General features: G+C 34.4%; 21 protein-coding genes and 4 tRNA genes. 22 read left to right on the top strand and 3 right to left on the bottom strand.

The window, feature by feature from the left end; genetic code table 11:
• Positions 1-28 precede the first annotated feature (28 nt).
• Positions 29-256, top strand: coding sequence for a PspC domain-containing protein (locus NJT12_RS05575; protein WP_264204740.1), 228 nt, complete (start codon positions 29-31; stop codon positions 254-256).
• A gap of 73 nt (positions 257-329) precedes the next feature.
• Here the strand turns inward: NJT12_RS05575 and NJT12_RS05570 are convergent, their stop codons facing one another.
• The gene (locus tag NJT12_RS05570) at positions 330-1,967 is read right to left on the bottom strand and encodes an amino acid permease (RefSeq protein WP_271334899.1); all 1,638 of its coding nucleotides are present in this window, start codon (positions 1,965-1,967) and stop codon (positions 330-332) included.
• Between the two features lie 267 nt (positions 1,968-2,234).
• On the opposite strand from NJT12_RS05570, the gene NJT12_RS05565 reads away from it, so the two are divergent.
• The 19 genes from NJT12_RS05565 to NJT12_RS05475 all read left to right on the top strand — a co-directional run bounded on the left by NJT12_RS05565 (position 2,235) and on the right by NJT12_RS05475 (position 19,857).
• Positions 2,235-3,122: a ComEA family DNA-binding protein gene (locus NJT12_RS05565; RefSeq protein ID WP_271334898.1), complete on the top strand. Its 888-nt coding sequence runs from the start codon at positions 2,235-2,237 to the stop codon at positions 3,120-3,122.
• 17 nt (positions 3,123-3,139) lie between these two features.
• A complete protein-coding gene (locus NJT12_RS05560) occupies positions 3,140-4,282 on the top strand; it encodes an acyl-CoA dehydrogenase family protein (protein ID WP_271334897.1) in 1,143 nt (380 codons plus the stop codon).
• A 193-nt stretch (positions 4,283-4,475) separates the two neighbouring features.
• The gene (gene rpsU, locus NJT12_RS05555; RefSeq protein WP_072959426.1) at positions 4,476-4,670 is read left to right on the top strand and encodes a 30S ribosomal protein S21; all 195 of its coding nucleotides are present in this window, start codon (positions 4,476-4,478) and stop codon (positions 4,668-4,670) included.
• A gap of 121 nt (positions 4,671-4,791) precedes the next feature.
• Positions 4,792-5,685, top strand: a complete 894-nt coding sequence (locus NJT12_RS05550) for a tyrosine-type recombinase/integrase (protein WP_271334896.1) — start codon at positions 4,792-4,794, stop codon at positions 5,683-5,685.
• A 34-nt stretch (positions 5,686-5,719) separates the two neighbouring features.
• Positions 5,720-6,022 (top strand): ribosome hibernation-promoting factor, HPF/YfiA family, encoded by a 303-nt coding sequence (hpf, locus tag NJT12_RS05545; protein ID WP_213302146.1) that lies wholly within the window; start codon positions 5,720-5,722, stop codon positions 6,020-6,022.
• Between the two features lie 91 nt (positions 6,023-6,113).
• Positions 6,114-6,187, top strand: a tRNA-Thr gene (locus NJT12_RS05540).
• Positions 6,188-6,240: 53 nt separating this feature from the next.
• A tRNA-Tyr gene (locus NJT12_RS05535) sits at positions 6,241-6,321 on the top strand.
• Positions 6,322-6,404: 83 nt separating this feature from the next.
• A tRNA-Thr gene (locus tag NJT12_RS05530) sits at positions 6,405-6,476 on the top strand.
• 55 nt (positions 6,477-6,531) lie between these two features.
• Positions 6,532-7,719 (top strand): elongation factor Tu, encoded by a 1,188-nt coding sequence (gene tuf / locus NJT12_RS05525; RefSeq protein ID WP_072959420.1) that lies wholly within the window; start codon positions 6,532-6,534, stop codon positions 7,717-7,719.
• A gap of 60 nt (positions 7,720-7,779) precedes the next feature.
• Positions 7,780-7,850 (top strand) — tRNA-Trp (locus tag NJT12_RS05520).
• 19 nt (positions 7,851-7,869) lie between these two features.
• Positions 7,870-8,067 (top strand): preprotein translocase subunit SecE, encoded by a 198-nt coding sequence (gene secE / locus NJT12_RS05515; RefSeq protein WP_008466927.1) that lies wholly within the window; start codon positions 7,870-7,872, stop codon positions 8,065-8,067.
• Positions 8,068-8,077: 10 nt separating this feature from the next.
• Positions 8,078-8,629 (top strand): transcription termination/antitermination protein NusG, encoded by a 552-nt coding sequence (gene nusG, locus NJT12_RS05510; protein WP_271334895.1) that lies wholly within the window; start codon positions 8,078-8,080, stop codon positions 8,627-8,629.
• Between the two features lie 67 nt (positions 8,630-8,696).
• Positions 8,697-9,134 carry a 50S ribosomal protein L11 gene (gene rplK, locus NJT12_RS05505; protein WP_007807442.1) on the top strand — a complete coding sequence of 146 codons (438 nt, stop codon included), beginning with the start codon at positions 8,697-8,699 and terminating at the stop codon, positions 9,132-9,134.
• 13 nt (positions 9,135-9,147) lie between these two features.
• Positions 9,148-9,837, top strand: a complete 690-nt coding sequence (gene rplA / locus NJT12_RS05500; protein ID WP_072944426.1) for a 50S ribosomal protein L1 — start codon at positions 9,148-9,150, stop codon at positions 9,835-9,837.
• Between the two features lie 22 nt (positions 9,838-9,859).
• Positions 9,860-10,366 carry a 50S ribosomal protein L10 gene (rplJ, locus tag NJT12_RS05495; RefSeq protein ID WP_271334894.1) on the top strand — a complete coding sequence of 169 codons (507 nt, stop codon included), beginning with the start codon at positions 9,860-9,862 and terminating at the stop codon, positions 10,364-10,366.
• A 91-nt stretch (positions 10,367-10,457) separates the two neighbouring features.
• Positions 10,458-10,829, top strand: a complete 372-nt coding sequence (gene rplL, locus NJT12_RS05490) for a 50S ribosomal protein L7/L12 (RefSeq protein ID WP_007807437.1) — start codon at positions 10,458-10,460, stop codon at positions 10,827-10,829.
• A gap of 264 nt (positions 10,830-11,093) precedes the next feature.
• A complete protein-coding gene (gene rpoB, locus NJT12_RS05485) occupies positions 11,094-14,906 on the top strand; it encodes a DNA-directed RNA polymerase subunit beta (protein WP_271334893.1) in 3,813 nt (1,270 codons plus the stop codon).
• Between the two features lie 321 nt (positions 14,907-15,227).
• On the top strand, positions 15,228-19,535 hold the full coding sequence (gene rpoC, locus NJT12_RS05480; RefSeq protein ID WP_479686966.1) for a DNA-directed RNA polymerase subunit beta': 4,308 nt from the start codon (positions 15,228-15,230) through the stop codon (positions 19,533-19,535).
• A gap of 10 nt (positions 19,536-19,545) precedes the next feature.
• Positions 19,546-19,857, top strand: coding sequence for a DUF3467 domain-containing protein (locus tag NJT12_RS05475; RefSeq protein WP_072959407.1), 312 nt, complete (start codon positions 19,546-19,548; stop codon positions 19,855-19,857).
• A 254-nt stretch (positions 19,858-20,111) separates the two neighbouring features.
• On the opposite strand, the gene NJT12_RS05470 is transcribed toward NJT12_RS05475, so the two are convergent.
• A complete protein-coding gene (locus tag NJT12_RS05470) occupies positions 20,112-21,701 on the bottom strand; it encodes a peptide chain release factor 3 (protein ID WP_271334891.1) in 1,590 nt (529 codons plus the stop codon).
• Between the two features lie 159 nt (positions 21,702-21,860).
• Positions 21,861-23,303: an alpha-amylase gene (locus tag NJT12_RS05465; RefSeq protein WP_271334890.1), complete on the bottom strand. Its 1,443-nt coding sequence runs from the start codon at positions 23,301-23,303 to the stop codon at positions 21,861-21,863.
• Between the two features lie 540 nt (positions 23,304-23,843).
• Between NJT12_RS05465 and NJT12_RS05460 the strand changes: the two genes are divergently transcribed.
• A complete protein-coding gene (locus NJT12_RS05460; protein ID WP_271334889.1) occupies positions 23,844-25,274 on the top strand; it encodes a peptidylprolyl isomerase in 1,431 nt (476 codons plus the stop codon).
• Positions 25,275-25,352: 78 nt separating this feature from the next.
• Positions 25,353-26,306: an AAA family ATPase gene (locus NJT12_RS05455; RefSeq protein WP_271334888.1), complete on the top strand. Its 954-nt coding sequence runs from the start codon at positions 25,353-25,355 to the stop codon at positions 26,304-26,306.
• Positions 26,307-26,452 lie beyond the last annotated feature (146 nt).

Raw genomic sequence — 26,452 nt, 5'->3', positions numbered from 1 at the left:
AGCCAAAGGATAAAATCTAAAATCTACGATGTCAGCAATTTTAAAACTGAAGTTTTTCTTCGAGAAATATGGATTTCATGTTTCATCCCGACTTGCAGATAAGCTAGGTATGAGAGTAACAAGTGTTAGGTTGTTCTTTATTTATATTTCGTTTGTTACAGCAGGTTTATGGTTTGGAGTATACCTGACTTTGGCATTTTGGATTCGACTGAAGGATTTAATTCGCGCCAAACGAACATCTGTTTTTGATCTGTAACACTAAATTTTAATCATAAAAAAAAGGGCTCTAAAGTAATTATTACTTCAGAGCCCTTTTTTAATGAAATTATTTATCTTGATTTATTAAAACTGAAAGTAAATATTACGGCATGAATTGCTGCAAATATTAAAGAGAAGTAATACAAGAAGGCTCCATCAGCATTTGCATCTAAATGGTTGATATAAGCAACAGCAACTAATGCTATTACCATAGCGTATCCGGAATAAGCGATAGTTTTATAATTGCGCTCACTAAAAGTACCTTTATTCAATACACTATTTTTCATTCCGTAGAATAAGTATAAGTCAAAACCAAGCATCATCCATGCAATTAGTCTGATCCAGGTATCCAATGGTAAAAATACCATCATAAATAAACATACTAATACTCCTGCAATAGGCACGAAAGGTACAAGTGGTGTTCTGAAAGCTCTTGGTGCATCCGGCATCTTTTTACGCATAATCAATACACCAATACAAACAAGGATAAAAGCAAATAAAGTACCAATACTAGTCATTTCTCCTACCACTCTTGCAGGAACAAATGCAGCAAAAAGACTTACAATTACCATAAACAATAAATTGTTTTTTGCCGGAGTTCTAAATTTTGAATGTACTTCAGAGAAAACTTTTGGCATTAACCCATCTTTACTCATAGAGAAAAACACCCTGCTTTGTCCCATTAACATTACTAAAATTACAGAAGCATAACCACCCAGGATAGCAAGTAAAATAGCATTATTCAACCACGGGTATGCCGGAGTAATCATTCCGTTTGCTCCCACATGTCCCATCGATTCAACTGCAATCGCTACAGGTGCAATTCCGTCCTTACCGGCAAAAGCCTGATAATTTACAACCCCAGTCATTACGTGAGCAAAAAGAATATATAAAACAGTACAGATTGCCAATGATAATAAAATTCCGATAGGCATATCTCTTTTAGGGTTTTTAGCTTCTTGTGCTGCAGTAGAGACAGCATCAAAACCAATGTATGCAAAAAATACAATTGCAGCCGCTCTAATTATTCCTGAAAAACCAAATTCTCCAAATTTACCAGTGTTTGCAGGGATATAAGGAGTGTAATTTTCAGGTCTTATGTATTGCCATCCTACAGCAATAAAAACCAATACAACAGTAACTTTTAATAATACAATAATACTGTTTACGAAAGCAGATTCTTTTGTTCCTCTAATTAATATTAAGGACATTATCATTACGATCACTACAGCAGGAACATTTATTATCCCTCCTTCAAAAGGAGAAAGCATATACGATTCGTTGATATGAATACCATAACCACTAAGGAATTTGCCAAAATACCGCGACCAGCTAATCGAGACCGTTGCTGCTCCTACGGCATATTCTAAGACAAGATCCCATCCAATTATCCATGCTACAAATTCACCCATTGTTGCAAATGAGTAAGTATATGCACTTCCGGCAACTGGAATCATAGAAGAAAATTCAGCATAACATAAACCAGCAAAAACACATCCAAATGCAGCTACAAGAAACGAAATGGTTATCGCCGGACCTGCATTCATAGATGCTGCAAGACCAGTAATCGAAAATAAACCAGCTCCAATAATAGCTCCAATTCCTAAAGCAACCAATCCGGGTGCCGTTAATGTTTTCTTTAATCCTTTTTCGGAATCAGCGGCTTCTGCCAAAAGCTGATTTAATGGTTTTCTTTTCCAAATTGACATATATGTGGTTTTTATTATTATTAAGCTCCAAATGTATAGTTTTTTATAAAAAATAAAAACAATAATTAAGTTTTAAGTTATAAAAAAAGAATATTTAACTTTTCGAAAGCCATTTCTCTTTTATTAGTAGGAGAAGAACTAAAATATGAATTGCAAAAATGTCATTTAGCTTATGTAAATAGTTTTTTATAACGTATAATTGTAGTAAAATATTTATAAATTTATTAAGCTAAAAAAGCTCTAATTAAAATAACTGCATTATATAATATGAATTTCAGTACCATAAAATTATATTTTAAGTTTACAAGTCAACAACGTACGGGAGTTTTTATCCTTTTTGTTATAATAATAGTACTGCAGTTGGTATATTTTTTCGTTGATTTTAGTTTACCCGAAAAAACTTTTCCTGAAAAAGAAGAATGGATGTCTTTACAGTCAGAAATTGATTCGATGAAATTCGTAAAGTCTAATGAAAAGCCAAAAGTGTATTCTTTCAATCCAAATTTTATTACAGATTATAAAGGGTACAAGTTAGGAATGTCAGTTCAGCAGATAGATCGTTTGTTTGCTTTTCGTAAAGAGAATAAATATGTTAGTTCCGCAAAAGAATTTCAGGAAGTCACAAAAATTTCAGATTCTTTATTAAATGTGATGGCTCCTCTATTCAAATTTCCGGATTGGGTTCAGAATAAAAAAGATTTTAAAACAGAAAGAAAAGAATTTGTTCATAGAGAAAACTTCAAAAAAGAAAAAATTATAGTTTTGGATATTAATGAGGCGACGCAGGAGGATTTAATTAAACTTTACGGAATAGGTGAAGCATTATCATTAAGAATATTAAAACAGAAAGAAATTTTGGGATGTTTTGTTTCTATGGAGCAGATGAATGATGTTTGGGGACTTTCGCCCGAAGTTATTAGTGAATTGAACTCCCATTTTAAGGTTGTAATTCCTTCAACTTTTAAAAAGATCGCTATAAATGAAGCGTCATTAAAAGAGTTATCACAGTTTTCGTATTTTAGATATACCTTGGCAAAACAAATTGTCACGTATCGAAGTATGAACGGAAATATTAATAATATTGAGGATTTGTCAAAAATTAAAGGTTTTCCTGTTGATAAAGCAAAAATAATTAGTTTATATTTGGAGTTCTAAAACAAAAGCAGCTTACAATGAATTTTGAATATAACGAAACGCAGTCAATGATTGCTCAATCTATAAGAGATTTTGCCGAAAAAAATATCAGACCTAATATAATGGAATGGGACGAGGCTCAGATTTTTCCAATTCCTTTGTTTAAAAAATTAGGCGAAATGGGATTTATGGGAGTTTTAGTTCCTGAAGAATATGGCGGATCAGGTTTAGGTTATCATGAATATATTACAGTTGTAGAGGAAATTTCAAAAGTAGATCCTTCAATTGGTTTATCAGTCGCAGCTCATAATTCATTATGCACCAATCACATCTTAACTTTTGGAAATGAAGAGCAAAAGAAAAAATGGCTGCCAAAATTAGCGACCGCAGAATATATAGGAGCCTGGGGTTTAACCGAGCATAATACAGGTTCAGATGCCGGCGGAATGAATACAACAGCTGTTAAAGATGGTGATGAATGGATTGTAAACGGAGCTAAGAATTTTATAACTCACGCTATTTCCGGAGATATTGCAGTTGTAATAGTTCGAACGGGAGAAAAAGGTGATTCAAAAGGAATGACCGCTTTTGTTTTTGAAAAAGGAATGAAAGGATTTACTTCGGGTAAAAAAGAAAATAAACTTGGAATGCGTGCCAGCGAAACTGCAGAATTGGTTTTTGATGGTTGCCGTGTTCCTGATGCAAATAGATTAGGAGAAGTAGGGCAGGGATTTGTTCAGGCTATGAAAATATTAGATGGAGGACGTATTTCAATTGGAGCTTTGTCATTAGGGATTGCAAAAGGTGCATACGAAGCTGCTCTTAAATATTCAAAAGAAAGACATCAGTTTGGTCAGCCTATTAGTAATTTTCAGGGAATTTCATTTAAATTAGCTGATATGGCTACGGAGATCGAAGCATCGGAATTATTGCTTCATAAAGCAGCTTTCTTAAAGCAGCAACATAAGCCCGTTACAACACTTGGGGCAATGGCAAAAATGTATGCCTCAGAAGCTTGTGTTAGAATTGCAAACGAAGCCGTTCAGATCCATGGTGGTTATGGTTATACAAAAGATTATCCTGTAGAGAAATTTTATAGAGACTCGAAGTTGTGTACAATAGGAGAAGGAACTACCGAAATTCAGAAAGTAGTTATCTCTAGAAATTTATTAAAAGAATAAAGAATAAAGAATAAAGAATAAAGAATAAAGAATAAATCTTGCTTAATTGTCTCATTGTAAGGGATGTTTTTTTAAGTGTATTCTCTTTTTTCTATCTTCTTTTTTCTTTGAAAAAAATAATTGACAATTTATAACCCGAAATCAATAATTAATATATACTTTTGCACACTTAACGAAAGGGGGTGTCTATATTATGTTAATTATACCAATTAAAGACGGAGAAAATATCGATAGAGCATTAAAGCGCTATAAAAGAAAATTTGATAAAACAGGAACTGTTCGTCAATTAAGAGCGCGTACTGCTTTTATTAAGCCTTCTGTTAAAAATAGAATCAAAATTCAAAAAGCAGCTTACATTCAAAACATGAAAGATGGTTTAGAAAGTTAGTATTAGCTTATCGGAAATAATTACCGTTAGTTGTCAAAATTTTGATACTAACGGTTTTTTTATGCTTAATTTTGAGATAAATAATATTCGCTGTAAGTAGAGGGAAAAAAGTACTTATTTTATGAAAGCAAATAAAGAAGCATTTCGGGATTATCTTCAGTTAGAGAAAAAGTATTCAGTTCACACTATTAATGCTTATTTGAATGATATTTCATTTTTCGAAACATTCAATAAAACTCATTTTGATCAGGAGAATATCGAACAGGTTAATTATAGTCAGATAAGAAGTTGGATTGTTTCTCTGGTTGATCGGGATATTTCAAATGTTTCTGTAAATCGAAAGATGTCATCTCTAAAAGCGTTTTATAAGTTCCTTTTAAAAACAAAACAAATAGAAGTTAGTCCAATGTTGAAGCATAAGGCCTTGAAGACGCCTAAAATTGTGCAGATTCCTTTTTCTGAAAAAGAATTGGCAGATCTAATGCGGCAGTTTGGGGATGCATCCGGGTTTGAGGGGGTGAGGGATAAGCTTATTGTTGATCTTTTTTATACAACAGGAATGCGGAGAGCAGAACTGATAAATTTAATGAAATACAATGTCGATTTGTCTTCTAATGTGATTAAGGTTTTAGGAAAGCGAAATAAAGAACGTATTATTCCTGTCTTGCCAATTATTGTCGAACAGTTTAATTTGTATCTGCAGGAAAGAACTTCGGTTGAAAAGATAGTCGATGGTGATTATTTTTTTATTTCAGGAAAAGGGTTAAAATTGAGTGAATCTTTTGTGTATCGATTAATAAATTCATACTTTAGTAAAGTCTCCGAAAAGGTAAAAAAAAGTCCACATGTGCTTCGGCATACTTTTGCGACTCACTTATTAAATAATGGAGCAGATTTAAATTCAGTTAAAGAATTGTTAGGACATTCGAGTTTGGCATCCACACAAGTTTATACTCATAATAGTTTGGCAGAGCTTAAAAAGGTGTATGGTAATGCGCATCCGAGGAATAAATAACAGTTCTGAAATGTTTAACCCTAAAATTTGTATTATGAAGGTAGATGTTCATGCAGTTAACTTTACTGTTGACAGAAAATTAGTGGATTTTATTCAGGAAAGAATGGATAAATTAGAAAAGTATTACGATCGAGTTGTTTCGGCTGACATTTTTTTAAAAGTCGAAAGAACAAGTGATAAGGAGAATAAGGCAGTAGAGATTAAGATTAATGTTCCTGGAGATGATTTTTTGGTTAAAAAACAGTGCAAAACCTTTGAAGAGGCGATTGAGCTTTCGGCAGAATCTTTAGAGCGTGTATTAGTAAAAAGGAAAGAAAAAATAAGAGCACACATATAATTGAAAATTTTTTTGAAAAAATGTTTTGATTAAAAGATAAAATAGCTACATTTGCAGTCCGTTAGAAATAGCGGACTTTTTTATTGATATTGCCAGCGTAGCTCAGTTGGCTAGAGCAGCTGATTTGTAATCAGCAGGTCGTGGGTTCGAGTCCCTCCGCCGGCTCTAAAATTTCAAATGCGATTTGAAATTGTTCATACGATTATTGATAAAAAAAAGGGGAGATACTCAAGCGGCCAACGAGGGCAGACTGTAAATCTGCTGTGTGAACTTCGCAGGTTCGAATCCTGCTCTCCCCACAAAAAGAAGTTAAGGTTTTAGGACGTAGATTTCAGGTTTTAAAACTAAAATCTTTGAAATGCAATCTAAATCAGAACTCTCTGCCGACTTAGCTCAGAGGTAGAGTGCTTCCTTGGTAAGGAAGAGGTCACGGGTTCAATTCCCGTAGTTGGCTCAAGTAAGTAGGAAATTGAAAATTAATATATAACTAAGATTAAAAATTAAGTAAAATGGCAAAGGAGAATTTTAATCGTTCCAAACCGCACTTAAACATAGGTACAATTGGACACGTGGATCACGGAAAAACTACATTAACTGCAGCAATTACAAAAGTATTGTCTGATGCTGGTTACTGTCAAGCAAAATCGTTTGATCAAATCGATAACGCTCCAGAGGAGAAAGAAAGAGGTATTACTATTAATACATCACACGTAGAGTATGAAACAGCTAATCGTCACTACGCTCACGTTGACTGTCCAGGTCACGCGGATTACGTAAAGAACATGGTTACTGGTGCTGCTCAAATGGACGGAGCTATCTTAGTAGTTGCTGCTACAGATGGTCCAATGCCACAAACTCGTGAGCACATCCTTTTAGGTCGCCAGGTTGGTATTCCTAGAATGGTTGTTTTTATGAACAAAGTTGACATGGTTGATGACGCTGAGTTATTAGAGCTTGTTGAAATGGAAATTAGAGATTTATTATCTTTCTACGAATATGATGGAGATAATGGACCAGTTGTTCAAGGTTCTGCTTTAGGAGGATTGAATAATGATCCTGCTTGGGTTCCTAAAATTCTTGAATTGATGGAAGCTGTAGATTCTTGGATCGAAGAGCCAATCCGTGATACTGCAAAACCATTCTTGATGCCAGTTGAGGATGTATTTACAATTACTGGTCGTGGAACTGTTGCTACAGGACGTATCGAAACTGGTATTGCTAATACAGGAGATGCTGTTGAAATCATTGGTATGGGAGCTGACAAATTAACTTCTACTATTACAGGAGTTGAGATGTTCCGTAAAATTCTTGACAGAGGAGAAGCTGGAGATAACGTAGGTTTATTGTTAAGAGGTGTTGATAAAGAATCTATCAAAAGAGGAATGGTTATCATTAAGCCAGGATCAGTAAAACCACACGCTACTTTCAAAGCTGAGGTTTATATCTTGAAAAAAGAAGAAGGTGGACGTCATACTCCATTCCATAATAACTACCGTCCACAGTTCTACGTACGTACAACTGACGTAACAGGAGTTATTACTTTACCAGAAGGAGTAGAGATGGTAATGCCAGGAGACAACTTGACAATTAATGTTGCTTTATTAAGCCCAATCGCAATGAGCGTAGGTTTACGTTTTGCTATCCGTGAAGGTGGTAGAACAGTAGGAGCAGGTCAGGTAACTGAAATCGTAGGATAATCCTATAAATATTATAAAAAGCCAGCTGATTCTCTTAACTGAAATCACTGGCTTTTAATTACGGGCGTAGTTCAAGGGTAGAATAGCGGTCTCCAAAACCGTTGATGGGGGTTCGAATCCCTCCGCCCGTGCAATAAAAAAATATATCAAATGACAAAAGTTACGAATTATTTATCAGAGGCTTTCGAAGAGTTAAAGTCAAATGTTACTTGGCCTGCTTGGGCTGAGGTTCAAAAATTGACAATTGTTGTGGCTGTATTTTCGATCTTATTCGCTTTGGCAACATGGGGAGTAGACGAATTTTTTGCAAAAGCTTTGGCTGGATTTTTTAACTGGTTAAAAGGATAATTTTTTTGTGATGGCAGATAATAATGTGAAAAAATGGTACGTAGTAAGAGCTGTAAGCGGACAAGAAAATAAAGTCAAAGCTTACATCGAAACTGAGATTGCCAGATTAGGTATGGGTGATTATGTTTCCCAGGTTTTAGTGCCTACAGAAAAAGTAGTTACTGTAAAAGAAGGAAAGAAAATGTCTAAGGATAAAGTTTATTTTCCTGGGTATGTTATGATCGAAGCCAACTTGGTTGGTGAGATACCTCATATTATTAAGTCTATTACTAGTGTAATTGGATTTTTAGGTGAGATCAAAGGTGGAGAACCTGTTCCTTTGAGACTTTCTGAAGTAAATAGAATGTTAGGTAAAGTAGATGAGTTAGCTGTAAATACAGATACTCGTGCAATTCCTTTCAACTTAGGTGAAACTGTTAAAGTGATCGATGGTCCATTTAACGGCTTTAATGGTACGGTTGAAAAAATAAATGATGAAAAGCGTAAACTTGAAGTTATGGTTAAGATTTTCGGAAGAAAAACACCATTAGAATTGAGTTTTATGCAAGTTGAAAAAGTATAATTTTTGTTACATCTATAATAACCACTATAATTGCTTCCTATGATTATAGTGTTAAATTTTTTAAAAAATGGCTAAAGAAATTAGTAAGGTAGTTAAACTACAAGTTAAGGGAGGTGCTGCGAATCCGTCGCCACCGGTTGGACCTGCTTTAGGAGCTGCTGGGGTTAATATCATGGAGTTCTGTAAGCAGTTCAATGCTAGAACACAAGATAAACCTGGCAAAATATGCCCAGTGCAAATTACTGTGTATAAAGACAAATCATTTGATTTTGTTGTAAAAACTCCTCCAGCTGCTGTCCAATTATTGGAAGCTGCAAAGCTAAAGTCTGGATCAGGTGAACCAAATCGTAAAAAAGTAGCTAGCGTTACTTGGGACGTTATCAAAGCAATTGCTGAAGATAAAATGGTAGATTTAAATGCATTCACAATCGAATCTGCAATGAGCATGATCGCTGGAACTGCTAGATCTATGGGTATAACTGTATCAGGAGATGCTCCTTTTTAATTAAGAGAAAGAAATGGCAAAATTAACAAAAAAGCAAAAAGAGGCTGCTTCAAAAATTGAAAAGAACAAACTATACTCTTTAAAAGATGCAGCTGCATTAATTAAAGTTATAGCTTCTGCAAAATTTGATGAGTCTGTTGATATCGCAGTTCGTTTGGGTGTAGATCCAAGAAAAGCGAATCAAATGGTTAGAGGTGTAGTTACATTACCTCACGGAACAGGTAAAGACGTTAAAGTATTAGCATTAGTTACTCCAGATAAAGAAGCAGAAGCTTTAGCTGCTGGAGCTGATTATGTAGGTCTTGACGATTATTTACAAAAAATTAAAGATGGTTGGACAGATGTTGATGTTATTATCACTATGCCAGCTGTTATGGGTAAATTAGGTCCATTAGGTCGTATTTTAGGACCTAGAGGTTTAATGCCAAACCCTAAAACAGGTACTGTAACTATGGATGTTGCAAAAGCTGTTGCAGAGGTTAAAGCTGGTAAAATTGACTTTAAAGTTGATAAAACTGGTATCGTACATGCAGGAATTGGTAAAGTTTCTTTTGGAGCTGAGCAAATTTATGACAATGCACACGAAATTATTCAAACATTAATCAAACTTAAACCAACTGCTGCTAAAGGTACCTATATTAAAGGTATTCACCTTACAAGCACTATGAGTCCTGCAATTGCATTGGACCCTAAAGCAGTATAATTGGTAGTTAATAATTTTTAGTATGACTAGAGAAGAAAAATCAATCGCGATTGAAGATTTAACTGCACAGTTAGCTGGTACAAATATTATTTATGTATCTGATATTTCTGGATTAAACGCAGAAACGACTTCAAACTTGAGAAGAGCTTGTTACAAAGCAGGTATTAAATTAGAGGTTGTAAAAAATACATTGCTTGCAAAAGCAATGGAAGCTTCTGCTAATGACTATGGTGATTTACCTTCAGTATTGACTGGTAATAGTGCTATATTTATTTCAGATGTAGCAAATGCACCTGGAAAAATAATTAAAGATTTCAGAAAAAAATCGGCTAAACCTTTATTAAAAGGAGCTTATATTAATTCTGAAGTTTATATTGGAGATGATCAATTAGATGCATTAGCAACTATTAAATCTAAAGAAGAACTTCTTGGAGAGCTTATTGGATTATTGCAATCACCAGCACAAAGAGTTATCTCTGCTTTACAAAACCAATTCGCAAACAGCGAAGAGGCTGAAACTGAAGCATAATAACAAATGCAGGAAATTTTATTTCCTTGCTGCTTAAATAGCGCACAATAAATAAATTATATTTTACAAATCATTTTAAACGATAGAAAAAATGGCAGATTTGAAACAATTCGCAGAACAATTAGTTAACTTAACAGTTAAAGAAGTTAACGAATTAGCAACAATATTAAAAGACGAGTATGGTATCGAGCCTGCTGCTGCAGCTGTTGTAGTTGCTGCTGGTGGTGGAGAAGGTGCTGCTGAAGAAGCACAAACTGAATTTACAGTTGTATTAAAAGAAGCTGGTGCTTCTAAATTAGCAGTTGTAAAATTAGTAAAAGAACTTACAGGTTTAGGTTTGAAAGAAGCTAAAGATGTAGTTGACGGTGCTCCAAGTAACGTTAAAGAAGGTGTTTCTAAAGAAGAGGCTGAAGGTCTTAAAAAATCATTAGAAGAAGCTGGAGCTGTAGTTGAACTTAAATAAGTTTACTCGGTTTTAAGAACTAGGTTTAGGTCTTGAGTTAACACTCAATGGCCTAAACCATTTTTCGTATAATAAAATATATCAAGTTTTATTATCAAATAGTTTAAAATACGAAAAAGTTTTTGATCAGTACGAAGAAAAAAAATTAACCAATTTTTACCGGGTTATTTTTAAAGATGTATTGATTACAAAAAGAAGGTATCAATTAAACATTGTGTTTTTACACAAAAAACTACTTTTTTTTAATCAAAATTTTGTCCATTGATGATAACAAATCAGACTGAAAGATTGAATTTTGCCTCTACAAAAAACATACCTCAATATCCGGATTTTCTTGATGTTCAGGTAAAATCGTTTAAAGATTTTTTTCAATTAGAAACAAAATCTGACGAAAGAGGCGACGAAGGGTTGTACAACACCTTCATGGAAAACTTTCCAATTACAGATACTAGAAATAACTTTGTACTGGAGTTCCTTGATTATTTTGTAGATCCACCACGTTATACCATTCAAGAATGTATAGAGAGAGGTCTTACTTATAGTGTGCCTTTAAAAGCCAGGTTAAAACTATACTGTACAGATCCAGAACACGAAGATTTTGAAACTATTGTACAAGATGTTTATCTTGGAACAATACCTTATATGACTCCAAGCGGTACTTTTGTGATCAATGGTGCTGAGCGTGTGGTAGTATCTCAACTACACCGTTCTCCTGGGGTTTTCTTTGGACAATCATTCCACGCAAATGGAACAAAACTTTATTCTGCCAGAGTAATTCCTTTTAAAGGATCCTGGATAGAATTTTCTACAGATATAAACAGCGTAATGTATGCTTATATTGATAGAAAGAAAAAATTACCTGTTACAACTTTATTCCGTGCTATTGGATTTGAAAGAGATAAGGATATCCTTGAGATTTTCGACCTTGCAGAGGAAATTAAAGTTTCTAAAACAGGAATTAAAAAATATATTGGAAGAAGACTTGCTGCACGTGTATTGAACACTTGGCACGAGGATTTCGTTGATGAAGATACCGGTGAGGTAGTTTCTATCGAACGTAACGAAATCATCCTTGATAGAGATACTATTATCGACAAAGATAATGTTGAAGAAATCATTGATGCAAACGTAAAATCAATTTTGTTACATAAAGAGGATAATAACCAGGCAGATTATGGTATTATTCACAATACATTACAAAAAGATCCAACAAACTCTGAAAAAGAAGCTGTTGAGCATATCTACAGACAATTGCGTAATGCAGAACCGCCTGATGAAGAAACTGCTCGTGGTATTATAGATAAATTGTTCTTCTCAGATCAACGTTATAACTTAGGTGAAGTTGGTCGTTACAGAATGAACAAAAAACTTGGTTTAGATATCCCTATGGAAAAGCAAGTGCTTACCAAAGAAGATATCATTACCATTGTAAAATATTTGATCGAATTGATCAACTCTAAAGCAGAGATTGATGATATTGATCACTTATCAAACCGTCGTGTTAGAACAGTTGGAGAACAATTGTCTCAACAATTCGGTGTTGGTTTAGCGCGTATGGCGAGAACTATTCGTGAGAGAATGAACGTTAGAGATAACGAGGTGTTTACACCAATCGATTTGATTAATGCTAAAACATTATCATCGGTTATCAACTCTTTCTTTGGTACGAACCAGTTATCTCAATTTATGGATCAAACGAATCCATTAGCTGAGATTACACACAAAAGAAGACTTTCTGCCCTTGGACCTGGTGGACTTTCGAGAGAAAGAGCTGGATTTGAGGTTCGTGACGTTCACTATACACACTATGGTCGTTTATGTCCGATTGAAACTCCAGAGGGACCAAACATTGGTTTGATTTCATCTCTTGGTGTTTATGCAAAAGTTAACGGAATGGGTTTCATCGAAACTCCTTACCGTAAAGTTACAGATGGTGTAGTTGATTTAGTAAGTACACCTATCTATTTAAGTGCTGAAGAAGAAGAAGGAAAAATGATTGCTCAGGCAAACATTGAAATGGATGAGACTGGTAAAATCACGGCGACTAATGTTATTGCTCGTGAGGAAGGTGACTTCCCGGTTGTTGAACCTTCTGCAGTACACTATACAGACGTTGCTCCTAACCAGATTGCTTCGATTTCGGCTTCATTGATTCCTTTCTTGGAACATGATGATGCGAATAGAGCCTTGATGGGATCTAACATGATGCGTCAGGCGGTTCCTTTGATCCGTCCGGAAGCACCAATTGTTGGTACAGGTTTAGAGCGTCAGGTAGCTTCAGATTCTAGAGTATTGATTAATGCTGAAGGAGATGGAACTATAGAGTATGTTGATGCAAACATCATTACTATCAAATACGACCGTACTGAAGAAGAAAGAATGGTAAGTTTTGATTCTGATGAAAAAACATACAACTTAATTAAATTTAGAAAAACAAATCAAGGAACAAGTATCAACTTGAAACCAATCGTAAGAAAAGGTGACAGAGTAGTTCTTGGACAAGTATTATCAGAAGGGTATGCTACTCAAAATGGTGAATTAGCTTTAGGTAGAAACTTAAAAGTTGCGTTCATGCCATGGAAAGGGTATAACTTTGAGGATGCGATTGTAATTTCTGAAAAAGTAGTTCGTGATGATATTTTTACTTCTATCCACGTTGATGATTATTCATTAGAGGTTAGAGATACTAAGTTAGGAAATGAAGAGTTAACAAACGATATTCCTAACGTTTCTGAAGAAGCTACTAAAGATTTAGATGAAAACGGTATGATCAGAATTGGTGCAGAGGTTAAACCTGGCGACATTTTGATCGGAAAAATTACACCAAAAGGAGAGTCAGATCCTACTCCGGAAGAGAAATTGCTTCGTGCAATCTTCGGGGATAAAGCAGGAGATGTAAAAGATGCTTCATTAAAAGCGTCTCCATCTTTACACGGTGTAGTTCTTGACAAAAAATTATTTGCAAGAGCCGTAAAAGATAAACGTAAACGTACTCAGGATAAAGATGCTTTAGGCGCTTTAGAAATGGAATTCGAAACTAAATTTGTTGAATTGAAAGACAGATTGGTTGAGAAATTATTCTTGATCGTGAACGGAAAAACATCTCAAGGTGTAATGAATGATTTGGGTGAAGAAGTTTTACCAAAAGGTAAAAAATATACTCAGAAAATGCTTTACGCAGTAGAAGATTTTGCTCACTTAAGCAAAGGTCAATGGGTTGCTGATGATGCTACTAATAAAATGGTTAATGATTTAATTCATAACTATAAAATTAAGCTAAACGACTTACAAGGAGCTTTAAGAAGAGAAAAATTCACTATTACAGTCGGAGATGAATTGCCATCTGGAATCTTGAAATTAGCGAAAATTTATATCGCTAAAAAGCGTAAGTTGAAAGTAGGGGATAAAATGGCTGGACGTCACGGTAACAAAGGTATTGTTGCAAGAATCGTCCGTCATGAAGATATGCCTTTCCTTGAAGACGGAACACCGGTAGATATCGTATTGAATCCACTTGGGGTACCTTCACGTATGAACATTGGTCAGATTTATGAGACTGTTCTTGGATGGGCTGGACAAAATTTAGGTAGAAAATTTGCTACTCCAATTTTTGATGGTGCTTCTTTAGACCAAATCAATGAATTAACTGATGAAGCTGGAGTTCCACGTTTCGGACATACACACCTTTATGATGGTGGTACTGGAGAGCGTTTCCATCAAGCTGCAACTGTGGGAGTAATTTACATGCTTAAATTAGGACACATGGTTGATGATAAGATGCACGCGCGTTCTATTGGTCCATACTCGTTGATTACTCAACAACCACTTGGAGGTAAAGCTCAATTTGGAGGTCAGCGTTTTGGAGAGATGGAGGTTTGGGCACTTGAAGCTTATGGAGCATCAAGTACACTACGTGAAATCTTAACAGTTAAGTCGGATGACGTTATTGGTAGAGCTAAAACTTACGAAGCTATCGTTAAGGGAGAGTCTATGCCAGAACCGGGATTACCAGAATCATTCAATGTATTAATGCATGAATTGAAAGGTCTTGGACTTGACATTCGTTTAGAAGAATAAATAAAGTTTTCAGTTACAGTCTCAGTATTCAGTTCAACACTGGAAGCTGAGACTGAAGCTGTTTATTAAAATAAAAGTTTTTAGGATTTATACCCGTAACCCGTTCCGATTTTTTATTTAGACCTGAAAAGTTTTATAATTAGCGCTTCAACATTGATATTTGAAGTTTAGAGAAGTAATCCGAGGTAGTGTTAAAGTCATAAAGTAAAATGTCTTAAAGTCTTAAAGTCCTGAAAATGACTTTTGACTTTCGATTTTTAAACTTTTGACTAAAGCGAAATCAATTTTTTAATTGCAGATAAATCAATAGTAAAAACTATGATGAATAATAGAAACAATAATAAAGATAAAAATCCGGTTAAAAGATTTAATAAAATCTCAATTGGATTGGCTTCACCTGAATCTATCTTGAAAGAATCAAGAGGAGAGGTTTTGAAACCAGAAACTATCAACTACAGAACGCACAAACCAGAACGTGACGGACTTTTTTGCGAAAGAATCTTCGGACCTGTTAAGGATTTTGAGTGTGCTTGTGGTAAATATAAAAGAATTCGTTACAAAGGTATCATTTGCGACCGTTGTGGTGTTGAAGTTACTGAGAAAAAAGTACGTCGTGACAGAGTAGGACACATCAACCTTGTTGTGCCAATTGCTCACATCTGGTACTTCCGTTCTCTTCCAAACAAAATTGGTTATATCCTTGGTCTTCCATCTAAGAAATTAGACATGATCATTTACTACGAAAGATACGTAGTAATCCAGGCTGGTATTGCTAAAAATGCAGATGGAGAATCATTACAAAGATTAGATTTCTTAACTGAAGAAGAATATTTGAATATTTTAGATACTCTTCCGCAAGAAAATCAATATTTAGATGATATGGATCCTAATAAATTTGTTGCCAAAATGGGAGCAGAATGTATTATGGATTTATTAGCACGTATCGACTTAGATGAGTTGTCTTACCAATTGAGACACAGTGCTAATAACGAAACATCTAAACAACGTAAAACTGAAGCTTTAAAAAGATTACAAGTTGTTGAGTCATTCCGTGAGTCTAACTTAAACCGCGAAAATCGTCCTGAGTGGATGATTATGAAAGTGGTTCCTGTTATTCCGCCAGAATTACGTCCGCTTGTGCCACTTGATGGAGGTCGTTTTGCAACTTCAGATTTAAATGACTTATACCGTCGTGTAATCATCCGTAACAACCGTTTGAAAAGATTAATGGAGATTAAAGCTCCAGAAGTTATCTTAAGAAACGAAAAACGTATGTTACAGGAATCTGTAGATTCATTATTTGACAACACGCGTAAAGCTTCTGCTGTTAAAACAGAATCTAACAGACCATTAAAATCATTATCTGATTCCTTAAAAGGTAAGCAAGGACGTTTCCGTCAAAACTTACTTGGAAAACGTGTGGATTATTCTGCTCGTTCGGTAATTGTTGTTGGTCCTGAATTAAAATTATTCGAATGCGGATTGCCAAAAGATATGGCATCTGAATTATACAAACCTTTCGTTATCCGTAAATTGATTGAAAGAGGTATTGTAAAAACAGTAAAATCTGCTAAGAAAATTATAGACAAAAAAGAGCCAGTTGTTTGGGATATCCTTGAAAATGTAATTAAAGGTCACCCAGTATTACTTAACCGTGCTCCTACGTTACACAGACTTGGTATCCAGGCTTTTCAACCAAAATTAATTGAAGGAAAAGCAATCCAGTTGCACCCATTAGTATGTACGGCTTTTAATGCCGATTTTGATGGGGATCAAATGGCGGTTCACTTACCATTAGGACCAGAGGCTATTTTAGAGGCACAATTATTAATGTTAGCTTCTCACAATATCCTTAACCCTGCAAATGGTGCGCCAATTACTGTACCTTCTCAGGATATGGTCTTGGGTCTATATTATATGACCAAAGAACGTATCTCTACACCAGAACACATAATTTTAGGTCAAGACTTAACATTCTATTCTGCTGAAGAAGTAAATATTGCATTAAACGAAGGAAGATTAGAATTGAATGCTCGTGTAAGAATCAGAGCAAAAGATTTTAATGAAGCTGGAGAATTAGTGTACAAGATTATCCAAACAACTGCAGGACGTGTATTATTTAATGAAGTAGTACCTGAAGCAGCCGGATATATCAATGATGTATTGACTAAGAAAAACCTTAGAGATATTATTGGACACATTTTAAGTGTGACTAATGTACCTACTACTGCTGCTTTCTTGGACAATATGAAAGATATGGGTTATAAATTCGCATTTAGAGGAGGTTTATCATTCTCTCTTGGTGATATTAGAATTCCAGAACAAAAAACAAAATTAATTGCAGATGCCAGAGAGCAAGTTGAAGGTATTTCTGTGAATTATAACATGGGTCTTATTACCAATAACGAACGTTACAACCAGGTTATTGACGTATGGACTTCTGCAAATGCTCAGTTGACAGAATTAGCAATGAAAAATATTAGAGAAGACCAACAAGGTTTCAACTCTGTATATATGATGCTTGACTCTGGGGCGAGGGGTTCTAAGGAACAGATTCGTCAGTTAACAGGTATGCGTGGTTTGATGGCTAAGCCTAAAAAATCTACTGCCGGTGGTGGTGAGATTATTGAAAACCCGATTCTTTCTAACTTTAAGGAAGGTCTTTCGATTCTTGAGTATTTCATTTCTACTCACGGTGCTCGTAAAGGACTTGCGGATACGGCTCTTAAAACTGCCGATGCCGGATACTTGACAAGAAGGCTTCATGACGTATCACAAGATGTTATTGTAAACATCGAAGATTGTGGTACTCTTAGAGGTGTTGAAGTTTCTGCTTTGAAGAAAAATGAGGAAATTGTTGAATCTTTAGGAGAAAGAATTTTAGGACGTGTTGCATTGCAAGATGTTATTAATCCTCTTACTAATGAAGTATTAGTTCAATCAGGTCAACAAATTACTGAAGCAATCATGAGAGTTATTGAAGCTTCTCCGATTGAAAGAGTAGAAGTTAGATCTCCATTAACTTGTGAGGCTTTAAAAGGTATTTGTGCTAAATGTTACGGTAGAAACTTAGCTACTGGTAAGATGACACAAAGAGGTGAAGCAGTAGGAGTTATTGCAGCTCAGTCTATTGGAGAGCCAGGTACACAGTTAACACTTCGTACGTTCCACGTTGGAGGGGTTGCAGGAGGTATTTCTGAAGAATCTAGTATTGTTACAAGATTTAACGGTAGACTTGAGATTGAAGATTTAAAAACTGTAAAAGGTGAGGATAGTGAAGGTAATGCGGTAGATATCGTAGTATCACGTTCAACTGAATTAAAATTAGTTGACGAGAAAACTGGAATCGTTTTAAATACACATAATATCCCTTACGGATCTAGTATTTTCGTTAAGGATGGTGAAGTAGTTACTAAAGGATCTACTATTTGTAAATGGGATCCATATAATGGTGTAATTGTTTCTGAATTTACTGGTAAGATTGCTTACGAGGATTTAGAGCAAGGACAATCGTTCATGGTTGAAATCGATGAGCAAACAGGATTCCAGGAAAAAGTAATTTCTGAAGCAAGAAATAAAAAATTAATTCCAACTTTATTGGTTTACGGTAAAGAAGGTGAATTAATTCGTTCGTATAACTTACCAGTAGGAGCCCACCTTATGGTTGAGAATGGAGAGAAAATTAAAGCAGGTAAAGTATTGGTTAAGATTCCACGTCGTTCTTCTAAAGCAGGAGATATTACAGGAGGTTTACCAAGAATTACTGAGTTGCTTGAGGCTCGTAACCCTTCTAACCCAGCGGTTGTTTCTGAAATTGACGGTGTTGTTTCTTTTGGAAAAATCAAAAGAGGTAACCGTGAAATTGTTATCGAATCTAAATTTGGTGAGATTAAAAAGTATTTAGTTAAACTTTCTAGCCAAATCTTAGTACAGGAAAATGACTTCGTAAGAGCAGGAGTACCATTGTCTGACGGTGCAATTACACCAGATGATATTTTAAGAATTCAAGGACCGGCTGCTGTTCAACAGTACTTGGTAAATGAAATTCAAGAGGTATACCGTTTACAAGGGGTAAAAATTAATGACAAGCACTTTGAGGTAGTTATTCGTCAAATGATGCGTAAAGTAAGAGTTCAAGATCCGGGAGATACATTGTTCCTAGAAGATCAATTAATTCACACTAAAGATTTTATCGTTCAAAATGATAAATTATATGGTATGAAAGTAGTTGAAGACGCTGGAGATTCTGCGGTATTGAAACCAGGTCAGATTATTTCGCCTCGTGATTTACGTGATGAAAATTCATTACTTAAACGTAATGATAAAAATTTAGTAGTAGCAAGAGATGTAATTACTGCAACTGCAACACCAGTTCTACAAGGTATTACAAGAGCTTCGCTACAAACTAAATCATTCATCTCTGCTGCTTCATTCCAGGAAACAACAAAAGTACTTAACGAAGCTGCAGTAGCTGGTAAAGTAGATAATCTGGAAGGATTGAAAGAAAATGTAATTGTTGGACACAGAATTCCTGCGGGAACTGGTATGAGAGAATACGATAATACTATCGTAGGATCTAAAGACGATTACAATGAAATGATGGCTAATAAAGAAGAATATATCTATTAATTAGGAAACTATGAGTAATCCGAAACAACAACAGGAGCAAATTAATATTGAGTTAGACGAGACTATTGCAGAAGGAATTTATTCTAATCTTGCGATTATCAACCACTCATCATCAGAGTTTGTTTTAGATTTTGTGAGTATTATGCCAGGTATTCCTAAAGCCAAGGTAAAGTCAAGAATTGTCTTGACACCACAACATGCTAAAAGATTATTAAAAGCAATTGGAGAAAATATTCATCGTTTTGAAGCAGCCCACGGCGAAATCAAAGAGACGGAACAAGCACCAATACCGCTTAATTTTGGTCCGGCAGGACAAGCATAAATTATTAAAGCCCCATTATTTTTTTAATGGGGCTTTTTTTTTAAGGTAAGAGTAAAATGTAATTCAACTGATTTAGTTTTACTTTCATCGACTAAATTTCTTAGTATGAAACTATTGTGCTAAATTGGTTTCTCCTTGTAGAAAAGGATTAATTTTTGGAATATAATAACTTATAAAGGTTGGTTTAATTCAAATTAAAAAAAAGCGCTAATTATAAATTAGCGCTTTTTTTATGTTGTATTTTAAATAAAAACTTAGTCAAATTCTGAAGTAAAGAATAGCTTCACGCTTGGATATTTACTTTGTGTCATCTGAATCGTAAAGTCAGAATCAGCTAAGAAAACCAATTGACCGTATTTATCGTGCGCTAGGAATTTTTGTTTAATACGTCTAAATTCTTTGAATTCATTGTTTTTAGCATCATCAGGTTTTACCCAGCAAGCTTTATGAACAGGGAAGTTTTCGTAAGTGCATTTTGCACCATATTCATGCTCTAGACGATATTGAATAACCTCATATTGAAGCGCTCCAACAGTTCCAATTATTTTACGGTTGTTCATTTCTAATGTAAACAACTGTGCTACACCTTCATCCATTAACTGATCGATACCTTTGTCCAATTGTTTGGCTTTCATAGGATCAGCGTTGTTAATATATCTAAAGTGTTCCGGAGAGAAACTCGGAATTCCTTTGAAACTCATTATTTCGCCTTCGGTTAAAGTATCTCCAATTTTGAAATTTCCTGTATCGTGCAAACCAACAATATCACCGGGATAAGAAATATCGACAATTTCTTTTTTCTCAGCAAAAAAGGCATTCGGGCTAGAAAATTTTAAATTTTTCTTCTGACGAACGTGGTAATAAGGCTTGTTTCTTTCAAAAGTTCCGGAAACAATTTTGATAAAAGCTAAACGGTCTCTGTGTTTAGGATCCATATTAGCATGGATTTTAAATACAAAACCAGTCATTTTTTCTTCAGTAGGATCTACCAGACGAGTTTCAGAATCTTTAGGTCTTGGAGACGGAGCGATTGCTACAAAACAATCTAACAATTCTCTAACTCCAAAATTATTTAATGCAGAACCAAAAAATACAGGTTGTAATTTCCCATCTAAATAATCCTGACGATCAAATTTAGGATACACTTCATCGATTAATTCTAATTCTTCACGTAATCTATCTGCTGGTTTCTGACCAATTATTTTTTCTAATTCCGGACTTTGTACATCAGAGAATGCGATCGTTTCCTCGATATTTTTACGACTGTCTCCACTGAAAAGATTAATGTTTTGTTCCCAAAGATTATAAATTCCCTGAAAGTCATAACCCATACCAATTGGGAAACTCAAAGGCGTAACCGTAAGACCAAGCTTTTGTTCTACTTCATCCATTAAGTCAAAAGCATCTTTTCCTTCACGGTCTAACTTATTGATGAAAACAATCATCGGAATATTTCTCATTCTACAAACAGCAACTAATTTCTCTGTTTGTTCCTCAACCCCTTTTGCAACGTCAATAACAACAATAACACTATCAACAGCAGTTAAAGTTCTAAAAGTGTCTTCAGCAAAATCCTTGTGACCAGGCGTGTCAAGAATGTTGATTTTTTTATCCTGGTAATTAAAAGCAAGTACAGATGTTGAAACCGAAATACCTCTTTGGCGTTCGATTTCCATGAAATCACTCGTTGCTCCTTTTTTAATTTTATTGTTTTTTACAGCACCAGCTTCCTGAATAGCCCCTCCAAACAATAATAATTTCTCCGTTAATGTTGTTTTACCGGCATCAGGATGCGATATAATTCCAAATGTTCTTCTGCGTTGTATTTCTTTTAAAAAGCTCATATTTCGTATAAATAGGTTGCAAAAGTACTATTAATTACGGCTTAATAAAAATATTCACTTCTTAAATTAGGAAGACTTTCGTTTTATTACAAATCAGCCAGCATTCAAAAAAATAAGGCTGTTTTTATTCAAACAGCCTTAAAATTATTAAAATTTAAATTATTGGTTAACTGACCAAACTGAATAACCTTTGGGTGGACATTGAATTTTTACCCATTTATCTGCTTGTGTGGTTGGTACCCATGTTGAATTTCCTGTAAAGTCTTTAATTTGAGTGTTTGCCCAATTGGTCTGGATCCATCTTTCTTGCCAAGTGTTTGAATTGTTGATGTACACTACTAATCCAGGGTTTCCATTATATCCATTTCTGCGGGCTACATATTCGTCATCATCTGAATATAAAATCGAAGTTGTGCCTGTAGCCTTGTTATTATGAATCCAAATCAGATTGTTCAATTTATTTTTATCCAGCCATTCTTCATAATCTCTATAGAAAATTGTAGGATATCCTTCGTGAGTTAAAATATAAGAATAGGCTAATAATTTATTAGAAATTTCATCAGTATCATGATTTGTTACAAAAGTCACCGCTTTATAGGGGTTTCTTTTCCACATCATATCGTCATTTAATAATGCAAGATTATTTCCGTCGAATGCATCATTCATTTTATAATAACAAGCAAAATCAAAAACAGAACTATTGGCGTTATTAGCCCAGTCATTTAATACGTTTACATTTGAATCCCATAATTCCCCAACCGAAAACCCGCCTACATTAGCATTCCAGGCATTTACAACCCAAGCACCAAATCCTTTAACGTAATCGAATCTCCAGCCATCAAATTTCATGGTGTTTTTATAATATTTTCCAACCCCGTCAGCTCTTCCCCATAACCAATCCTGTACATACGGATTTGCATGGCATAAATCCGGAAATCCGCCAAAAGCACCTTCATCATTATTACCATAACTGTTTTTATAAAAGTCATTATAAGAACGTTTAAATTTTCCAGAAGCAATTCCGCTAAAATCTGTCCAGGTATTTGTTCCTGTAAACGGATTAGCTTCTGATTGACCGCCACTGTTATGATTGATTACTATATCTGCATATACTTTCATGTTCTCCGTATGTGCATTTGTGATCAGACTTACCAATTCGGTTTTAGAGCCAAATCGGGTTTCTACAGAACCATTTTGGTTGTAATCTCCAAAATCAAAATAATCCGTTGGATCATATCCCATAGAGAATGCCCCATTTTGAGCTTTTGAAGCAGGAGGTAACCAAATAGATCCTATCCCGGCATTTGACCACGCGGTTAATTTACTATTTACAGTATTCCACCAATTTCCTCCGGCAGGAACATCCCAATAAAAGGCTTGCATCATAACTCCTCCGCCCGGATTATCGACATATTTTCCTGTTAGGGATGAACTGGAAGTTCCGGTGCTGAATGGTTTTCCGTCATGATGGGTAACATTAATGATCTCAAATTGCTGACTTGAAGCTTTTAGATCTGTTTCATTTGTTTCGTTCTGCGAGCACGAATATAGGAATATAGTAATTGCTGCAAGCAGATAAATCTTTACAATAGGTTTTTTCATAGTTAGACTTGGGTTTAGGTTAGATAATAAAGTTTGTAATTTGATATTTATTAAAGGTTTTGTAAATGCTATTCGTAATTTTATCCCCTAATAATTATCAATTATTTATCTAAAGTATGTGTTTTTTGATTCGGTTTGTTTTTATAAGAAAATGTTTATACAGCGAAAACGTTGTAGTATTGATAACTTTTTTATTTTATCAAAAGTTGCTTCTTTTGAATGTATATAAAATATTCATCAAATCGATCTTTGTGAGCATTGTGGTAAAGATTACTGCCGTTTTTTTAAAGAGATTAATCCCATAGAAACAGTTGTCCTGTATGAAATTCAACGATCATCCATATAATTTTTTGTTAATAGTATAGCCGATAGTTGTATTATGTAATTGAATTGTTATTTTTGTTCGTTATAAGGTAAATTGAACTAGATCTTAATTATTTAGTATTTTCAGGATAAACATTGAAAATACATTGTAAAGTGATTTTAGTTTAAAACGAAATTCTAAAGCAAGATCTTTACATTCAAATTAAATTTAAAATAATGTTATTAAAAAAATTACAGTTAAAAACAATTGATTACAAGTTAATATTGACAATGTGTTTTTTATTTTTTTTCACCTCAATTATCTCAGCTCAGGAAATTATAAAAGATACTGTGATTAAGAAACCAGTTGAAATTCCTTCTGGACACAAGCAAAAAATTGATGGTATTATTGCTAATGTTGGAGATTATATTGTTTTAGATTCTGATATTGATAAAGGATATTTAGAAATTTCTGCATCAGGAGGTTCTACAAAAGATATTACAAGATGCCAGATGTTAGGTAAGCTTTTAGAAGATAAATTGTATGCGCACCAGGCAATTCAGGATAGTATTGTGGTTAGTGATGCTGAAGTTAGAAGTATGATGGATGACCGATTGAATTATATGATTCAACAAGTTGGGGATATCAACAAGGTTGTTGCTTATTATAAAAAGAATTCAGTAGAGGAATTCAAAACCTATTTTTCTGATATCTTGAAAGAACAAAAATTGGCGTCAGAAATGACTAAAAAAATTGTTGATGCAGTTGAAATTACACCAGAAGAAGTTCGTAATTTTTTTAAGAAAATACCAAAAGACGAATTGCCAACTTTTGGAGCTGAAATGGAAGTAGCACAGATTGTTGTAGAACCTAAAGTTTCAAAAGAAGATAAACAAAAAGTAATCGACAGATTAAACGCGATCAGAAAAGATGTTCTTGAAGGATCAAGCTTTGCGACAAAAGCCGTTTTATATTCGCTGGATCCAGGATCAGCACCTAATGGAGGGTATTACAAAATGACCAGAAAAACTCCTTTTGTAAAAGAGTTTAAAGATGTTGCTTTTAGTTTAGGTGAAGGTGAAATTTCTGAGCCATTTGAAACTAATTTTGGATATCATATTATTATGATTGATAAAATAAAAGGTCAGGAAGTTGAATTACGTCATATTTTAATTTCGCCTACAGTATCTGAAGATGCTCTAAAGGATGCTAAAGAAAGAATTACCAATATAAGAAATAAGATAGTAAACAAAGAAATTACTTTTGCTGAAGCCGCAAGAACTGAATCTGATGAAAAAGAAACCAGAGCAAACGGAGGAACTTTAGTAAATCCTAATACTCAGGATACTCGTTTTGAGTTGACTAAAATGGATCCAACTTTATACAGCCAGGTTTCTAATCTAAAAGACAATGAAGTTTCTCAGCCAATTCTGAACACGGATGATAAAGGTAAAAAAACATATAAGTTAATTACTATCACTAATAGAATTGATGCTCATACAGCAGATTATGCTAAAGATTACACTAAGATTAAAGAATTAGCATTGAAAGAAAAACAAATCACAACCATCTCAAAGTGGTTTGATACTAAAATAAAAGATACTTACATTAAGATTATTGGAGAATACAGAGATTGTAATTTTGTATACAATTGGTTGAAAAAATAATTTTTATTAAATAAATAAAAAGAGTTAGTTTTATGAATTCATAAAGCTAACTCTTTTCAATTTTAAAAACATATCTAAATGTCTGACGTAGCAGCAATTCATAATTTAGTTCAAAAAAGAAACGAATTAAAAACCGAAATAGCAAAAATCATTGTAGGCCAGGATGAAGTTGTAGATCAAATTTTACTTTGTATATTTTCAGGCGGACACGCACTTTTAATAGGTGTTCCGGGATTGGCAAAAACGTTAATGATAAATACTTTGGCGCAGGCTTTAGGATTAGATTTTAAAAGAATTCAGTTTACGCCCGATTTAATGCCATCTGATATTTTAGGAAGTGAAATTCTTGATGAAAGCAGGCATTTTAAATTTATCAAAGGTCCAATTTTTTCTAATATTGTTCTGGCAGATGAAATTAACAGAACGCCCCCAAAAACTCAAGCAGCTTTACTTGAAGCAATGCAGGAACGTTCAGTTACAATTGCCGGACAAAATTATAAACTGGATTTGCCTTATTTTGTTTTGGCGACTCAAAACCCAATTGAGCAAGAAGGAACGTATCCGTTACCAGAAGCTCAATTAGACCGTTTTATGTTTGCTATTAAGCTGGAATATCCAAGTTTTGAAGAAGAAGTTCAGGTAGTTAAACGTACCACGTCTGATGTTAAAACAATAATTAATCCTTTGTTTACTGCTCAGGAAATTATCGATTTTCAGCATTTGATTCGCAGAATTCCCGTGGCGGATAATGTGATTGAATATGCAGTAACTTTGGTAAGTAAAACACGTCCGGACAATGCATTGTCAAATGATTTTGTGAAAAATTATTTAGATTGGGGAGCGGGGCCAAGAGCATCACAAAACTTGATTTTGGCAGCAAAAGCACATGCAGCTTTTAATGGTAAATTCTCACCGGATATCGAAGATGTAAAAGCGGTAGCAACCGGAATTTTGCGTCATAGAATTATTAAAAACTATAAAGCAGATGCTGAAGGAATCACAGAAGAGATTATTATTCAGAAACTGATGTAAAAAAAGAATAAATAGAAAAGCCGGACTAAATAAATGAGGGCACTGAAAAAGTCCTTTTCAGGAATAATTGTTAATTAAAGGAGTAGAAGCTAAAAGTTTTCTACTCTTTTTTTTGTATCTTTTGGGTGTAATCATAAGGCTTTTTA

Origin of the sequence: Flavobacterium azizsancarii, from assembly GCF_027980145.1 — a bacterium.
Taxonomy (GTDB): Bacteria; Bacteroidota; Bacteroidia; order Flavobacteriales; family Flavobacteriaceae; genus Flavobacterium; species Flavobacterium azizsancarii.
This window is presented reverse-complemented; position numbering and strand designations above follow the sequence as displayed.

Coding starts and splice junctions, on each gene's coding strand:
- NJT12_RS05575 (WP_264204740.1), top strand. CDS start 29: ATGTCAGCAATTTTAAAACTGAAGTTTTTCTTCGAGAAATATGGATTT.
- NJT12_RS05570 (WP_271334899.1), bottom strand. CDS start 1,967: ATGTCAATTTGGAAAAGAAAACCATTAAATCAGCTTTTGGCAGAAGCC.
- NJT12_RS05565 (WP_271334898.1), top strand. CDS start 2,235: ATGAATTTCAGTACCATAAAATTATATTTTAAGTTTACAAGTCAACAA.
- NJT12_RS05560 (WP_271334897.1), top strand. CDS start 3,140: ATGAATTTTGAATATAACGAAACGCAGTCAATGATTGCTCAATCTATA.
- rpsU (WP_072959426.1), top strand. CDS start 4,476: ATGTTAATTATACCAATTAAAGACGGAGAAAATATCGATAGAGCATTA.
- NJT12_RS05550 (WP_271334896.1), top strand. CDS start 4,792: ATGAAAGCAAATAAAGAAGCATTTCGGGATTATCTTCAGTTAGAGAAA.
- hpf (WP_213302146.1), top strand. CDS start 5,720: ATGAAGGTAGATGTTCATGCAGTTAACTTTACTGTTGACAGAAAATTA.
- tuf (WP_072959420.1), top strand. CDS start 6,532: ATGGCAAAGGAGAATTTTAATCGTTCCAAACCGCACTTAAACATAGGT.
- secE (WP_008466927.1), top strand. CDS start 7,870: ATGACAAAAGTTACGAATTATTTATCAGAGGCTTTCGAAGAGTTAAAG.
- nusG (WP_271334895.1), top strand. CDS start 8,078: ATGGCAGATAATAATGTGAAAAAATGGTACGTAGTAAGAGCTGTAAGC.
- rplK (WP_007807442.1), top strand. CDS start 8,697: ATGGCTAAAGAAATTAGTAAGGTAGTTAAACTACAAGTTAAGGGAGGT.
- rplA (WP_072944426.1), top strand. CDS start 9,148: ATGGCAAAATTAACAAAAAAGCAAAAAGAGGCTGCTTCAAAAATTGAA.
- rplJ (WP_271334894.1), top strand. CDS start 9,860: ATGACTAGAGAAGAAAAATCAATCGCGATTGAAGATTTAACTGCACAG.
- rplL (WP_007807437.1), top strand. CDS start 10,458: ATGGCAGATTTGAAACAATTCGCAGAACAATTAGTTAACTTAACAGTT.
- rpoB (WP_271334893.1), top strand. CDS start 11,094: ATGATAACAAATCAGACTGAAAGATTGAATTTTGCCTCTACAAAAAAC.
- rpoC (WP_479686966.1), top strand. CDS start 15,228: ATGAATAATAGAAACAATAATAAAGATAAAAATCCGGTTAAAAGATTT.
- NJT12_RS05475 (WP_072959407.1), top strand. CDS start 19,546: ATGAGTAATCCGAAACAACAACAGGAGCAAATTAATATTGAGTTAGAC.
- NJT12_RS05470 (WP_271334891.1), bottom strand. CDS start 21,701: ATGAGCTTTTTAAAAGAAATACAACGCAGAAGAACATTTGGAATTATA.
- NJT12_RS05465 (WP_271334890.1), bottom strand. CDS start 23,303: ATGAAAAAACCTATTGTAAAGATTTATCTGCTTGCAGCAATTACTATA.
- NJT12_RS05460 (WP_271334889.1), top strand. CDS start 23,844: ATGTTATTAAAAAAATTACAGTTAAAAACAATTGATTACAAGTTAATA.
- NJT12_RS05455 (WP_271334888.1), top strand. CDS start 25,353: ATGTCTGACGTAGCAGCAATTCATAATTTAGTTCAAAAAAGAAACGAA.